This window comes from Pseudomonas fluorescens (assembly GCF_900215245.1).
GTDB lineage: Bacteria > Pseudomonadota > Gammaproteobacteria > Pseudomonadales > Pseudomonadaceae > Aquipseudomonas > Aquipseudomonas fluorescens.
In genome coordinates, this window is the sequence record NZ_LT907842.1 from 3,297,727 (window position 1) to 3,312,248 (window position 14,522).

Here is a 14,522-nt window from a genome sequence, read left to right on the forward strand (position 1 = left end):
CTTCAGGCAGCACGGCGTGCTGAACCGATCGTCTATGATCGGTTCAAACGCCTGTCACATTTTCTTACAGAGCCTGAACGATGAATCAGAACGCTGAGTATTCCGCGGTCAACGACGCGGTGCGTGGGCAATTCTTCCGCCGAACCTGGGCGATGATCACGCCGTATTGGCGCAGTGAAGAGAAGGGCAAGGCCTGGTTGTTGCTGGGTGCGGTGATTGGCTTGTCGCTGTTCAGCGTGGCGATCTCCGTATGGATCAACCACTGGTACAAGGATTTCTACAACGCGCTGGAGAAGAAGGACACTGCCGCTTTCTGGCAGTTGATCGGCTATTTCGGCGGGATCGCCGCCGTCGCGATTCTCGGCGCGGTTTATCGTCTGTACCTGACCCAAATGCTGACGATTCGCTGGCGTGCCTGGCTCACCGAAAAGCATTTCGCGCGCTGGCTTGCCGACAAGAACTACTACCAGCTGGAGCAGGGCGGTTACACCGATAACCCGGACCAGCGGATTTCCGAAGACCTTAACAACTTCACCTCCAGCACCTTGAGCCTGGGGTTAGGCCTGCTGCGCAACGTGGTGAGCCTGGTGTCGTTTTCGATCATTCTGTGGGGGGTATCGGGCAGCATTGAGGTGTTTGGCTTCACCATTCCCGGCTACATGTTCTGGTGCGCCTTGGTCTATGCGGGTGTCGGTAGCTGGTTGACCCACCTGATCGGCCGTCGATTGATCGGCTTAAGCAACCAACAACAACGCTTCGAAGCGGACCTGCGTTTTTCCATGGTGCGGGTGCGTGAGAATGCCGAGAGCATTGCCCTGTACAACGGCGAGCCGAATGAAAACCAGCGCTTGAGTGCACGCTTCGGCAAGGTTTGGCACAACTTCTGGGACATCATGAAAGTGTCCAAGCGCCTGACCTTCTTTACTGCCGGCTACGGCCAGATTGCGATCATCTTTCCGTTTATCGTCGCCGCACCACGCTACTTCACCGGCAAGATCGAGCTGGGCGAGCTGATGCAGATCAACTCGGCGTTCGGCAACGTGCAAGAGAACTTCAGCTGGTTTATCAACGCGTATGCGGAGCTGGCTTCATGGCGCGCGACCAGTGATCGTCTGCTCAGCTTCCGCCAGGCCATGAGCGACAACGAGCAACGTGCTCCGGCCATTGATGTGCGCTCCGAGGGGCAGAGTCTGGTCGTGCAGGAGCTGGGCATGGACCTGGCCGACGGTCGCCATTTGCTCACCGACGCCGACATGACCGTAGAGCCGGGCCAGCGGGTGATGCTCAGTGGGCGTTCCGGCAGTGGTAAAAGTACGCTGCTGCGTGCAATGGGCGACTTGTGGCCTGCAGGGCACGGCAGTATTCGCTTGCCGGCGGCGCGTTACCTGTTCCTGCCGCAGAAACCCTACCTGCCGATTGGGACCTTGAAAGCTGTATTGAGTTATCCACAGGACGACGGCGTGTACCCGGCGCAACGTTATGCACAGGTCCTGGAAACCTGCCGCTTGCCGCACCTTGTCAGCCGTCTGGATGAAGCTAACCACTGGCAACGTATGCTCTCACCCGGTGAGCAGCAGCGCCTGGCCTTTGCCCGCGCCTTGTTGTTCGCGCCGCAATGGCTGTACATGGACGAAGCCACCTCGGCCATGGACGAAGAGGATGAGGCGAACTTGTACCAGGCGTTGATCGATGAACTGCCGGGGCTGAGCATCGTCAGCGTCGGCCATCGCAGCAGCCTCAAGCGTTTTCATGGGCGGCATGTGCGGATCGAGGCTGGGCTGTTGCAGGAGCAACCCGTGTCCTGAGGTCACACTCGATCAAAATGTGGGAGCGGGCTTGCTCGCGAATGCGGTCTGTCAGTTGCAGTTGTGTTGACTGATCCACCGCTTTCGCGAGCAAGCCCGCTCCCACACTGGATCGTCATTGTGCTGGAGAGTGAAGCCCACAAAAAAGCCCGGTTGATCATCGATCAGCCGGGCTTTTTTAAGGCTTGAAAATGACTTACTTCTTCAAGCCGTAGTGCTCATCCAGCATGCCTGGGGCGTTTGGCGTTTTTGGCGCGTAGTCCCGTGGTGGCTCCTGGTTTTCCCGCGGAGGGGTCAGGCGTTCCCGTGGGGTTTGCGGTGCATCGGAATGCAACGCAGCCAGCAGACGCTGGCGGGTGATGTCGTCGAGGGCCAGGCGGTTAGCGCCATCGGCGAGGTGATCCTGTACTTCCTGGTAGCTCTGGGTGAGCTTCTTGACCAGGGTCGCGGTGCTGTTGAAGTGGGTAACAACCTCGTTCTGATAACTGTCAAAACGTTCCTGAATGTCATCCAACTGACGCTGCGTGCGGTTAGGCGCGGCATTCGGCAGCAGGCGGGCAACCAGGAATCCAATGGCGACACCGGCGACCAAGGCGAGAGTCGGCAACAACCAAACTAAGAGCGAGTGTTCCACGAGTCCTTCCTCTATAAACGGCTTTGCTTTACGTTAACGGCTCGGACCTGCGCTGTATACCGCGATTAAGCTCGCAATCATGCCATGCACAGACTTTTAGCTAGACGAGTCGACCCTTTGAGAGGTCACGGAGTTCATTCCTTGCTCATGCGTGAAACCCCCGTTTTGATCGATGGCCCGGTTGGCCAATTGGAAGCCCTGTACCTTGATCACCCCGAGCCACGTGGCCTGGCGCTGATCTGCCACCCTAACCCGGTGCAGGGTGGGACCATGCTCAATAAAGTCGTATCGACCCTGCAACGCACTGCGCGCGATGCCGGTTTGATTACTTTACGTTTTAATTACCGGGGTGTCGGTGCCAGCGCCGGGACCCACGATATGGCCACCGGTGAAGTCGACGATGCCGAAGCCTGCGCCAACTGGCTGCGTGAAAAACACCCCGACCTGCCGCTGACACTGCTGGGCTTCTCGTTCGGCGGTTATGTGGCGGCCAGCCTCGGCGGGCGTCTGGAAGCCAGGGGCGAAAAGCTCGCGCACCTGTTCATGGTCGCCGCTGCCGTGATGCGCCTGCGCGATACCGACGTGCTGCCCCAAGGCTGCCCATTGACCCTGATCCAGCCGGAAACCGACGAAGTGGTCGACCCGCAGCTGGTCTACGACTGGTCGGCTGCCTTGAAACGCCCCCATGAGCTGCTGAAAGTGGCAGAATGCGGGCACTTTTTTCATGGCAAGCTCACCGATCTCAAGGATCTGGTGCTGCCGCGCCTCTCGAATTGATAGCAGTCTGATAAGCGATTACCCATGACGACTCGTACCCGTATCCTCACCGGCATCACCACCACCGGCACGCCGCACCTGGGCAACTACGCCGGTGCGATCCGTCCTGCGATCCTCGCCAGCCAGGACGCCAATGCCGATTCCTTCTACTTCCTGGCCGACTACCACGCCCTGATCAAATGCGATGACCCGCAGCGCATCCAGCGCTCGCGTATGGAAATTGCCGCGACCTGGCTGGCCGGTGGCCTGGATGTGAACCGGGTGACCTTCTACCGCCAGTCCGACATCCCGGAAATCCCCGAACTGACCTGGCTGCTGACCTGTGTTGCCGCCAAGGGCCTGCTCAACCGTGCCCACGCCTACAAGGCGTCGGTGGACAAGAACGTCGAAAGCGGCGAAGACCCGGATGCGGGCATCACCATGGGCTTGTACAGCTACCCGGTGCTGATGGCGGCGGACATCCTGATGTTCAACGCGCACAAGGTGCCGGTCGGCCGTGACCAGATCCAGCACGTGGAAATGGCCCGCGACATCGGCCAGCGTTTCAACCACCTGTTCGGCAACGGTAAAGAATTCTTCACCATGCCCGAGGCCTTGATCGAAGAAAGCGTCGCCACCTTGCCGGGCCTCGATGGCCGCAAGATGTCCAAGAGCTACGACAACACCATCCCGTTGTTCACCAGCGCCAAGGACATGAAAGACGCGATCTCGCGGATCGTCACCGACTCCCGCGCGCCCGGCGAAGCCAAGGACCCGGACAATTCGCACCTGTTCACCTTGTTCCAGGCGTTTGCCACCAAGGCCGAGGAAGCGGAATTGCGCAACGCGTTGCTCGAAGGCCTGGGCTGGGGCGAGGCGAAGAACCGTCTGTTCCAACTGCTGGACAATCAATTGGGCGAGGCGCGCGAGCGTTATCACCAGTTGATGTCGCGCCCTTCGGATATGGAAGACCTGCTGCTGATCGGCGCCAAGAAGGCCCGTGCCGTGGCGGCGCCGTTCCTGGCCGAGCTGCGTGAGGCAGTGGGCCTGCGTTCATTCGTCAATCAGGTTGCCGCGCCGGTTGCGGCCAAGAAGAAAGCCTCCAAAGCTGCACGCTTCGTAAGCTTTCGCGAAGACGACGGCAGTTTCCGCTTCCGCCTGTTGGCCGCCGACGGCGAGCAACTGCTGCTGTCGCGCAATTTTGCCGACGGCAAAGCGGCTGGCGCGGTGACCAAGCAGTTGCAAAGCGGCGACGCGTTGGACGTGCGTACTGAAGCCCTGAGCTTCAGCGTATGGCTGGACGGCGCTGCGGTGGCCGACAGCGCCGAGTTCGCCGACGAACCGTCGCGCGATGCTGCCATCGCCGCTCTGCGCGTTGCGTTGACCCCCATCGAGGATTAACCCGACCAAGGGTTGATTGCCATTATCCAGGGCCGTCGTTACAGTGACGGCCCGTTTTTGTTGCCTTGCTAACGAAATTATGACGCCCCTAGAACGATATCAAGCTGATCTGAAACGCCCTGAATTCTTCCATGACGCGGCCCAGGAAACGGCGGTGCGTCATTTGCAGCGCCTGTACGACGACCTGGTCGCGGCCTCGCAAAGCAAGCCAGGGATGTTCAGCAAGCTGTTTGGCAAGAAAGACCACACGCCGGTCAAAGGCCTGTATTTCTGGGGTGGCGTGGGCCGGGGCAAGACGTACCTGGTCGATACCTTCTTCGAAGCGCTGCCGTTCAAGGAAAAGGTGCGTACGCACTTTCACCGCTTCATGAAGCGTGTGCACGAGGAAATGAAGACCCTGCCGGGTGAGAAAAACCCGCTGACTATCATCGCCAAGCGTTTCTCCGACGAAGCGCGGGTGATCTGCTTCGATGAATTCTTCGTTTCCGACATCACCGACGCCATGATCCTCGGCACGCTGATGGAAGAATTGTTCAAGAACGGCGTGACCCTGGTCGCCACCTCGAACATCGTGCCTGACGGATTGTACAAGGACGGCCTGCAACGCGCGCGCTTCCTGCCGGCCATCGCGCTGATCAAGCAGAATACCGAGATCGTCAACGTCGACAGCGGCGTGGACTACCGCCTGCGTCACCTTGAGCAAGCGGAGCTGTTCCACTTCCCGCTGAACGAAGCGGCGCACGACAGCCTGAAAAAAAGCTTCCGCGCGCTCACGCCGGAATGCACCCAGGCGGTGGAAAACGACAAGCTGATGATCGAGAACCGCGAAATCATTGCATTGCGCACCTGCGACGACGTGGCCTGGTTCGAATTCCGCCAACTGTGCGACGGCCCGCGCAGCCAGAACGATTACATCGAGCTGGGCAAGATCTTCCACGCGGTGATCCTCAGCGGCGTGGAGCAGATGAGTGTCACCACTGACGACATCGCGCGCCGGTTTATCAACATGGTCGACGAATTCTACGACCGTAACGTCAAGCTGATCATCTCGGCCGAAGTCGAACTCAAGGACCTCTACACCGGCGGTCGCTTGAACTTCGAATTCCAGCGCACGCTGAGCCGCTTGCTGGAAATGCAATCCCACGAGTTCCTGTCGCGTGGGCATAAGCCGTAAGTGATGTGATCCAGATAAAAGGCCCGCTGCGATTGCGGGCCTTTTACATTTTTGGTGCGGGTTAAAAAGTGATCTGGTCTGCTGCGGGCGGCGGTGGTAGCACGAGGAACTTGGATTTGCCCTCCATCTGGTAGATCGCGCCGTCCGAACCCCTAATTAATGGTCCCTTCCCCCCCTCTTCCTCATCATCCTTCTTCTTCTTTTTCTCCTCCAGAATTTCAGTCAACGATTTAATCTGATTTTCGTTTGATGGACTTGCGCCTGTCACGTCCAGCTGCATAGCCGGGCTGAAAGAGCTGCTTCCTATGGATGACATGATTGAGTCTCCGTCCTGGTTTGAACGACATGGATGTTGAAAACGCTCCCTGTGATCCGGAACGCGGTCCGGCAGATATAAGCGATTTTTACCTTGCTTAAAATGCCAGATACCCAGGGCGCAGCGGGTCGGCTTCGTCCTGTCTAGCTGTAGGAATTGGAGGTCTTGCGGGCAGGTATTGCTTAAGGCCTTGGTAAGGCTGCATAAGGCTTTCAGTTCGACCCTGCACCATTGCGGTATGACAGGGTCGCTTGCATCGTCAGGTGCCGTACCTACGCGGCTTGCTGAAATTGCTGCCGGTATTGGTTTGGCGACAACTCGGTGTGCTGCCTGAACAGCCGCGCAAAGAAGCTCGCATCGTCGTAACCCACCTCATAGCTGATGGTCTTGATGCTCTTGCGGCTTGCCGAGAGCAGGCCTTTGGCCGTCTCGATACGCAGCCGTTGCAGGTAATGCAGCGGCTTGTCGCCGGTGGCGGTCTGGAAACGGCGCATGAAGTTGCGGATGCTCATGCCGTGTTCCCGGGCGACGTCTTCGAAGCGGAACTTGTCGGCGAAATGCTCTTCGAGCCAGTGCTGGATCTGCAGGATGATCACGTCCTGGTGCAGCTTCTGCCCACCAAAGCCGATACGCCCAGGTGCGTAGCTGCGTTGCACTTCGTAGAGGATATCGCGGGCCACGGCCTGGGCGATGTTGGCGCCGCAGAAACGTTCGATCAGGTAGATGTAGAGGTCGCACGCCGAGGTGGTGCCGCCGGCGCAATACAGGTTGTCGGCGTCGGTGAGGTGCTTGTCCTGGTTGAGCTGCACCTGGGGGAAGCGCTCGCTGAAGGCATTGAAGAAACGCCAGTAGGTGGTCGCTTCCTTGCCATCGAGCAGGCCGGCTTCGGCCAGCCAGAACACGCCGGTGGCTTCGCCGCACAGCACCGCGCCGCGGGCGTGTTGCTCGCGCAGCCAGGGCAGCACTTGGGGGTAACGGCTGCACAGCGCGTCGAAGTCGTCCCAGAAGGCCGGCAACACGATGATGTCGGCGTTTTCCAGGCCGCCGTCCACCGGCATGATCACATCGCTGAAGCTGCGTACCGATTGCCCGTCGGGGCTGACCAGGCGCGTTTCAAACGCTGGGGTCAGGCCCAGGCCTTGTTGTTTGCCATACCGCAGGCTGGCGAGATGGAAGAAATCCTTGGCTTGCATGAGGGTGGAAGCGAATACCCGATCAATGGCCAAAATGCTGACGCGCCGCAGGGGCGTGGAGATTTGGTTAGACATAATTTCATTTATTCTTATAGGGGAAAGTGGTCACCAGACGGCTGGATCGTCTTATTTTTTGTCGCATGTGTCCAGTGTCCCGTGACGCCTTCGCGGCATAGTCTCTGTGGGCTCGTCCTTGTCCGACAATCCACGCAGGTGACCCATGATCCCCAGAACCTTGTTCAGCTCGGAGCACGAACTCTTCCGCGAGAGCGTGCGCACCTTCCTCGAAAAACACGCCGCGCCGTTCCATGCGCAGTGGGAGAAACAGGGCTACATCGACCGTAGCCTGTGGAGCAAGGCGGGGGAGGCGGGGATGCTGTGTTCTCATCTGCCGGAGGCATATGGCGGCCTGGGTGCGGACTTTCTCTACAGCGCCGTGGTGATTGAGGAAATCAGCCGGCTGGGGCTGACCGGCATTGGTTTTTCCCTGCATTCGGACATCGTGGCGCCCTACATCCTGCATTACGGCAGTGAAGCGCTGAAGCACAAGTACCTGCCACAATTGATCTCCGGCGAGAGGGTCACGGCCATCGCCATGACTGAGCCTGGGGCGGGTTCCGATCTGCAAGGCGTGAAGACCACGGCGGTATTGGACGGCGATGAGTATGTGATCAACGGTTCCAAGACCTTTATCACCAACGGCTTTCTCGCTGAGCTGGTGATCGTCGTGGCCAAGACCGACCCCAAGGCCGGTGCCAAGGGCATCAGCCTGTTTCTGGTGGAGGCTGATACGCCGGGCTTCGACAAGGGCAAGCGCCTGGAGAAGGTGGGCATGAAGGCCCAGGACACCTCGGAGCTGTTTTTTCAGGACGTGCGTGTGCCCAAGGAAAACCTGTTGGGCCAGGCCGGCATGGGCTTCGCTTATTTGATGCAGGAGTTGCCCCAGGAGCGCCTGACCGTGGCGATTGGCGCGCTGTCGTCAGCCGAGGCGGCGCTGCAATGGACATTGGAATACACCCGTGAGCGCAAGGCGTTCGGCAAGGCTATTGCCGACTTCCAGAACACCCGGTTCAAACTGGCGGAGATGGCCACCGAGATTCAGATCGGCCGCGTGTTTGTGGATAAATGCATGGCGTTGCATCTGGACGGCAAGCTCGATGTGCCCACGGCGGCGATGGCCAAGTATTGGGCCACGGACCTGCAATGCAAGGTGCTCGACGAGTGCGTGCAACTGCACGGTGGTTACGGCTTTATGTGGGAATACCCGATTGCCCGGGCCTGGGCTGATGCGCGGGTGCAGCGGATTTATGCGGGGACCAACGAGATCATGAAGGAGATTATCGCGCGGGCGCTTTGATGCTTTTGCAGGGCGGCTCAGGTCCCCTCGCGGGCAAGCCCGGCGCCTGCACTTGAGCGCATTCCAAATGGATTGACTCGGTCAAATGTGGCAGCGGGCGTGCTCGCGAAAGCGGCTTAAGGATCAATCAAGGGGCTGGGTTCGGATGGTCCTTCTGAATCGCCTCAATCCCTTCCAGCACTTCTTTGGATAGCCTCAGGTCGGCACTGGCAATGTTGCTGTCCAGTTGCTCCAGGCTCGTGGCGCCAATAATGTTGCTGGTCACAAACGGCTGTTGCGTCACAAACGCCAGTGCCATCTGCGCCGGGTCCAGGCCATGCGCGCGCGCCAGTGCCACATAACGGCTGCAGGCTGCTTCTGACTGCGGGTTGAAGTAGCGACTGAAGCGGCTGTATTCGGTCAGGCGGGCTTTTGCCGGGCGGGCACCGCCTTCGTATTTGCCGCTGAGCATGCCGAAGGCCAGCGGCGAGTAGGCCAGCAGGCCGCATTGCTCACGAATGGCGACTTCCGCCAGGCCCACTTCAAAGCTGCGGTTGAGCAGGTTGTAGGGGTTCTGGATCGACACTGCGCGGGTCCAGCCACGGGCTTCGGCCAGGGCCAGGAACTTCATGGTGCCCCACGGGGTTTCGTTGGACAGGCCGATATGGCGGATCTTGCCGGCCTTGACCTGTGCGTCGAGCGCTTCGAGGGTTTCCTCCAGCGGCGTCAGGTCGTCTTCGTCCTTGTGCTTGTAGCTCAGTTGGCCGAAGAAGTTGGTGCTGCGCTCCGGCCAGTGCAACTGGTAGAGGTCGATCCAGTCGGTTTGCAGGCGCTTGAGGCTGGCATCCAGGGCGTCGACGATGTGCTTGCGGTTGTGGCGCAAGTGGCCGTCACGGATGTAGTCGATGGTATTGCCGGGGCCCGCGATCTTGCTGGCGAGGATCCAGTCGGCCCGGTCGCCACGGCTTTTGAAGTAATTACCGATATAGCGTTCGGTGGTGGCATAGGTGTCGGCCTTCGGCGGCACCGGGTACATTTCTGCGGTGTCGAGGAAGTTGATCCCCGCGGCCTTGGCCCGTTCGATCTGCGCGAAGGCCTCTGCCTCGCTGTTCTGCTCGCCCCAGGTCATGGTGCCCAAGGCTATCGCGCTTACATTCAGATCGGTGCGGCCCAGCTGTCGATAATCCATCGGGTACTCCTTCGGGGAAAACAATCATAAAAGCAGGTTGAATTTTTTTTCGCAATCTGCATAATTGCCCACCTCTTTCTGCAGTGGAAGTGATGCGCCGCCTGCCGAAGAATCTTGCCGTTGAACGGACGCGCCGACCCGAGCCCCCGATAGCGTCTGTATCCGGCTGCCTTTGACTTGTCAAAGTACGCACTATTCAGTAAGATCCGCCGTCTAATTTACAGGGCGGCCCCTGAGGCTATTAAAGAATGACAACTTTTACTGCAAAACCGGAAACAGTTCAGCGCGACTGGTTTGTCGTCGACGCCGCTGGTCAGACCCTGGGTCGTCTGGCCACTGAAGTCGCCAGCCGTCTGCGTGGCAAGCACAAGCCTGAATACACCCCTCACGTTGATACCGGTGACTACATCGTAATCATCAACGCTGAGCAGGTACGTGTTACCGGCAACAAAGCGCAAGACAAAATGTACTACCGTCACTCCGGTTTCCCAGGCGGTATCAAGTCTTCCAACTTTGAAGGCCTGATTTCCAAGAAGCCTGAAGCCCCGATCGAAATCGCGGTCAAAGGCATGCTGCCGAAGGGCCCACTGGGTCGCGATATGTTTCGCAAGCTGAAAGTCTATGCGGGCGCTGTACACCCTCATGCTGCTCAGCAGCCCCAAGAACTGAAGTTTTAACGGAATAGTTCATTATGTCGGCGACTCAAAATTACGGCACTGGCCGTCGCAAAACCGCAACCGCACGCGTTTTCCTGCGTCCGGGCACTGGTAACATCTCGATCAACAACCGCACTCTGGACAACTTCTTCGGTCGCGAAACTGCCCGCATGGTAGTTCGTCAGCCGCTGGAATTGACCGAGACCGTTGAAAAGTTCGACATCTACGTCACCGTTATCGGTGGCGGTGTAAGTGGTCAAGCTGGCGCAATCCGCCACGGTATCACTCGCGCTCTGATGCAGTACGACGAAACCCTGCGTGGCGCTCTGCGCAAAGCTGGCTTCGTAACTCGCGATGCTCGTGAAGTTGAACGTAAGAAAGTCGGTCTGCGTAAAGCGCGTAAGCGTCCGCAGTACTCGAAGCGTTAATTCGCTTTACGTTCCACAAGAACGCCCAACTCCTCACGGAGCTGGGCGTTTTTTATTGCCTGCGATTTATGCACATTTTTCGCCGTGACAACTTGCCACATCCGTAGACCCCCTATACTACAAGGCCTGGAGAGGGAGCCTCGGGCAATTCCCTTGTCATACGTGGGGCTTTTCATTACCATTCGGCAAAATTTTTATAAGTAAAGATTCAACACTTAGTAGACGCCTGATTTAACAGGCCAAAAAGCTGATGGGAGAGGACTGAATGAGCAATGACGGCGTGAATGCAGGCCGGCGTCGCTTCTTGGTAGCAGCCACATCCGTGGTGGGTGCTGCAGGAGCGGTGGGGGCTGCGGTCCCGTTCGTGGGGTCATGGTTTCCCAGTGCCAAGGCGAAAGCCGCAGGTGCACCGGTGAAGGTGAATGTCAGCAAGATCGACCCAGGCCAGCAGATGATTGCTGAGTGGCGCGGTCAGCCGGTCTTCATCGTTCGTCGTACTGAGGAAATCCTGGGGAATCTGAAGAAAATCGAAGGTCAGCTGTCTGACCCCGACTCCAAGAATTCCGAGCAACCCGCCTACGTTGATAAGGAAATCCGTTCGATCAAGCCAGAGATTCTGCTGCTGATCGGTATCTGCACCCACCTGGGTTGCTCGCCTACCTTCCGCCCTGAAGTTGCCCCTGCCGACCTGGGCAAAGACTGGGTGGGTGGCTACTTCTGCCCTTGCCACGGTTCCCACTACGACCTGGCCGGCCGCGTCTACAAGTCACAACCCGCACCACTGAACCTGCCAGTTCCGCCACATCACTACGAGACTGACAGTGTCATTGTCATTGGCGTCGACGAGGGGGAGAAAGCCTGATGAGCAAGTTCATGGATTGGGTGGATGCGCGCTTCCCCGCGACTAAAATGTGGGAAGACCATCTCAGCAAATATTACGCACCAAAAAACTTCAACTTCTTCTACTTCTTCGGCTCGCTGGCGCTGTTGGTGCTGGTTAACCAAATCGTCACTGGCGTCTGGCTGACGATGAGCTACACCCCGTCGGCGGAAGAGGCGTTCGCCTCCGTCGAGTACATCATGCGTGATGTCGAGTACGGCTCGATCCTGCGCCTGCTGCACTCCACCGGCGCTTCGGCGTTCTTCATCGTCGTCTACATGCACATGTTCCGTGGCCTGCTGTACGGCTCTTACCAGAAGCCTCGCGAGCTGGTGTGGGTGTTCGGCATGTTGATCTACCTGGCGCTGATGGCCGAGGCTTTCATGGGCTACCTGCTGCCGTGGGGGCAGATGTCGTACTGGGGCGCCCAGGTGATCATCTCGCTGTTTGGTGCGATTCCGGTGATCGGCAATGACCTGACCCAGTGGATCCGGGGTGACTACCTGATCTCCGGCATCACCCTGAACCGCTTCTTTGCCTTGCACGTCGTGGCCCTGCCGATTGTGATTCTGGGCCTGGTTGTGTTGCACATCCTGGCGCTGCACGAAGTGGGTTCGAACAACCCGGACGGCGTGGACATCAAGAAGCATAAAGACGAAAACGGCATCCCGTTGGACGGCATTCCGTTCCACCCGTACTACACCGTGAAAGACATTGTCGGCGTCGTCGTCTTCCTGTTTATCTTCTGCTCGATCGTGTTCTTTTTCCCGGAAATGGGTGGTTATTTCCTGGAGAAGCCGAACTTTGAACAAGCCAACGCCTTCAAGACACCTGAGCACATTGCGCCGGTCTGGTACTTCACGCCGTTCTACGCGATCTTGCGTGCGATTCCCGACAAGCTCATGGGCGTGATGGCAATGGGTGCATCGATCGCCATGCTATTCGTCTTGCCGTGGCTCGACCGAAGCCCGGTCAAGTCCATGCGCTACAAGGGCTGGCTGAGCAAGATCTGGCTGTGGGTGTTCTGCATTGCGTTCGTGATCCTGGGTGTATTGGGCGTATTGGCGCCGACGCCTGAGCGCACGTTGCTGTCGCAGGTTTGCACCTTCCTGTACTTCGCCTACTTCATTCTGATGCCGTTCTACACCCGGCTCGAGAAGACCAAACCGGTTCCGGAAAGGGTGACTGGCTGATGAAAAAGTTATTTGTTGCTTTGATGCTTGCGGCGCTGCCGCTACTGTCCTTCGCGGCCGAGCACGGCCCGGAGCTGGAAAAAGTCGACATCGACGTGTCCGACAAGGCCGCCATGCAGGATGGGCTGCGTACCTTCACCAACTACTGCATGGGCTGCCACAGCGCCAAGTTCCAGCGTTACGAGCGTGTCGCCGATGACCTGGGGATCCCGCATGACGTGATGCTCAGCCACTCGGTGTTCACCGGCGCGAAAATCGGCGACCACATGAGCATCGGTATGCAGCCGGCCGACGCCAAGGTCTGGTTCGGTGCAGCACCGCCCGACCTGACCCTGGTGGCGCGCGTGCGCGGCACCGATTGGCTCTACGGTTACCTGAAATCCTTCTACGAAGACCCGGCGCGTCCTTATGGCGTGAACAACAAAATCTTCCCGAACGTCGGCATGCCCAACGTTCTGGTCGGCCTGCAGGGTCGCCAAGTGGTAGGATGCAAGCAGGTTCAGGTCGTTGAAGACGGCAAGAAGCAATATGATCCGTTGACTGGCACGCCTCTGACACATGAAGCGTGCGACCAACTGACCATCGTGCCCAAGACCGGTACGCTGAACGAAGAGCAGTTCGACGAGAAGGTCAAGAATCTGGTGACCTTCCTGGCCTACTCGGCCAACCCGGTCAAACTGCAACATCAGCGCATTGGTACTTATGTGTTGCTGTACCTGGCCTTCTTCTTCGTATTCGCCTATCTGCTCAAACGCGAATACTGGAAGGATGTGCATTGATCCAACCGTAAGCAATTGCTGTTAATCTTGCGCGCCCAGCGGCATCTCTGAATACGTAGCGCTCTGGTTCAACCAGGCACTGCAGAGATGCTCTCTGGGCGCGCTCGTTTTTGAGCTTTCGATAATTTCAACAAGCGAGGAGGACCGCCATGGGCGTGACCAATCGGTTGGCCTGTTACTCCGACCCCGCCGACCACTATTCCCACCGAGTACGCATCGTGCTCGCAGAGAAGGGTGTCAGCGCCGAGATCATCAGTGTGGAGGCAGGACGTCATCCGCCGAAACTGATCGAAGTGAACCCTTACGGCAGCTTGCCCACCCTGGTCGATCGTGACCTGGCGTTGTGGGAGTCAACCGTGGTGATGGAATACCTGGATGAGCGTTACCCGCATCCACCTTTGTTGCCGGTGTATCCGGTGGCGCGTGCCAACAGTCGCCTGCTGATCCATCGGATCCAGCGTGACTGGTGTGGGCTGGTGGATGTGATTCTGGATACACGCAGTAAAGAAGCCGTTCGGGTGCAGGCGCGTAAGGAATTACGCGAGAGCCTGACGGGTGTTTCGCCGCTGTTCGCCGACAAACCTTTTTTCCTCAGCGAGGAACAAAGCTTGGTGGATTGCTGCCTATTACCCATACTCTGGCGCTTGCCGATCCTGGGCATTGAACTGCCACGGCCGGCCAAGCCGTTGCTTGATTACATGGAGCGCCAGTTTGCGCGTGAGGCTTTCCAGGCAAGTCTGTCTGGTGTCGAACGCGACATGCGCTAAGGCTTAAGGAGCCGC

Annotated in this window: 15 protein-coding genes; 11 read left to right on the forward strand and 4 right to left on the reverse strand. The window is 58.4% G+C overall.

What is annotated here, in order from left to right:
- Positions 1–80 precede the first annotated feature (80 nt).
- On the forward strand, positions 81–1,805 hold the full coding sequence (locus tag CPH89_RS15275; RefSeq protein WP_053254381.1) for an ABC transporter ATP-binding protein/permease: 1,725 nt from the start codon (positions 81–83) through the stop codon (positions 1,803–1,805).
- Positions 1,806–2,001: 196 nt separating this feature from the next.
- On the opposite strand, the gene CPH89_RS15280 is transcribed toward CPH89_RS15275, so the two are convergent.
- Positions 2,002–2,439: a Z-ring associated ZapG family protein gene (locus CPH89_RS15280; protein ID WP_003171734.1), complete on the reverse strand. Its 438-nt coding sequence runs from the start codon at positions 2,437–2,439 to the stop codon at positions 2,002–2,004.
- Positions 2,440–2,586: 147 nt separating this feature from the next.
- Here CPH89_RS15280 and CPH89_RS15285 point away from each other — a divergent pair, with 147 nt between their 5' ends.
- From CPH89_RS15285 to zapE, 3 genes are all read left to right on the forward strand, one after another.
- Positions 2,587–3,216: an alpha/beta hydrolase gene (locus CPH89_RS15285; RefSeq protein WP_053254382.1), complete on the forward strand. Its 630-nt coding sequence runs from the start codon at positions 2,587–2,589 to the stop codon at positions 3,214–3,216.
- A 24-nt stretch (positions 3,217–3,240) separates the two neighbouring features.
- On the forward strand, positions 3,241–4,596 hold the full coding sequence (locus tag CPH89_RS15290) for a tryptophan--tRNA ligase (RefSeq protein ID WP_053254383.1): 1,356 nt from the start codon (positions 3,241–3,243) through the stop codon (positions 4,594–4,596).
- Between the two features lie 79 nt (positions 4,597–4,675).
- Complete coding sequence (gene zapE / locus CPH89_RS15295; RefSeq protein WP_053254384.1) at positions 4,676–5,770, forward strand: cell division protein ZapE; 1,095 nt, start codon at positions 4,676–4,678, stop codon at positions 5,768–5,770.
- A 61-nt stretch (positions 5,771–5,831) separates the two neighbouring features.
- On the opposite strand, the gene CPH89_RS15300 is transcribed toward zapE, so the two are convergent.
- On the reverse strand, positions 5,832–6,086 hold the full coding sequence (locus CPH89_RS15300) for a hypothetical protein (protein WP_053254385.1): 255 nt from the start codon (positions 6,084–6,086) through the stop codon (positions 5,832–5,834).
- Positions 6,087–6,358: 272 nt separating this feature from the next.
- Positions 6,359–7,279, reverse strand: a complete 921-nt coding sequence (locus CPH89_RS15305; RefSeq protein ID WP_169875909.1) for a GlxA family transcriptional regulator — start codon at positions 7,277–7,279, stop codon at positions 6,359–6,361.
- A 220-nt stretch (positions 7,280–7,499) separates the two neighbouring features.
- On the opposite strand from CPH89_RS15305, the gene CPH89_RS15310 reads away from it, so the two are divergent.
- Entirely contained in the window at positions 7,500–8,636 is a 1,137-nt protein-coding gene (locus tag CPH89_RS15310) for an acyl-CoA dehydrogenase family protein (RefSeq protein WP_053254387.1), read from the forward strand.
- Between the two features lie 127 nt (positions 8,637–8,763).
- On the opposite strand, the gene CPH89_RS15315 is transcribed toward CPH89_RS15310, so the two are convergent.
- Positions 8,764–9,804, reverse strand: a complete 1,041-nt coding sequence (locus CPH89_RS15315) for an NADP(H)-dependent aldo-keto reductase (RefSeq protein WP_053254388.1) — start codon at positions 9,802–9,804, stop codon at positions 8,764–8,766.
- 248 nt (positions 9,805–10,052) lie between these two features.
- Here CPH89_RS15315 and rplM point away from each other — a divergent pair, with 248 nt between their 5' ends.
- The 6 genes from rplM (at position 10,053) to CPH89_RS15345 (ending at position 14,507) form a co-directional block, all read left to right on the forward strand.
- Positions 10,053–10,481 (forward strand): 50S ribosomal protein L13, encoded by a 429-nt coding sequence (gene rplM, locus CPH89_RS15320; protein WP_003171742.1) that lies wholly within the window; start codon positions 10,053–10,055, stop codon positions 10,479–10,481.
- A 14-nt stretch (positions 10,482–10,495) separates the two neighbouring features.
- Positions 10,496–10,888 carry a 30S ribosomal protein S9 gene (gene rpsI, locus CPH89_RS15325; RefSeq protein ID WP_003171743.1) on the forward strand — a complete coding sequence of 131 codons (393 nt, stop codon included), beginning with the start codon at positions 10,496–10,498 and terminating at the stop codon, positions 10,886–10,888.
- A 265-nt stretch (positions 10,889–11,153) separates the two neighbouring features.
- Positions 11,154–11,750 carry a ubiquinol-cytochrome c reductase iron-sulfur subunit gene (gene petA, locus CPH89_RS15330; RefSeq protein WP_053254389.1) on the forward strand — a complete coding sequence of 199 codons (597 nt, stop codon included), beginning with the start codon at positions 11,154–11,156 and terminating at the stop codon, positions 11,748–11,750.
- On the forward strand, positions 11,750–12,961 hold the full coding sequence (locus tag CPH89_RS15335) for a cytochrome b (protein ID WP_053254390.1): 1,212 nt from the start codon (positions 11,750–11,752) through the stop codon (positions 12,959–12,961). Before petA ends, CPH89_RS15335 begins: the two co-directional genes overlap by 1 nt.
- Positions 12,961–13,740 carry a cytochrome c1 gene (locus tag CPH89_RS15340; RefSeq protein ID WP_053254391.1) on the forward strand — a complete coding sequence of 260 codons (780 nt, stop codon included), beginning with the start codon at positions 12,961–12,963 and terminating at the stop codon, positions 13,738–13,740. The genes CPH89_RS15335 and CPH89_RS15340 overlap by 1 nt, the downstream gene beginning before the upstream one ends.
- Before the next feature lie 149 nt (positions 13,741–13,889).
- Positions 13,890–14,507 (forward strand): glutathione S-transferase N-terminal domain-containing protein, encoded by a 618-nt coding sequence (locus tag CPH89_RS15345; RefSeq protein ID WP_017138266.1) that lies wholly within the window; start codon positions 13,890–13,892, stop codon positions 14,505–14,507.
- Positions 14,508–14,522 lie beyond the last annotated feature (15 nt).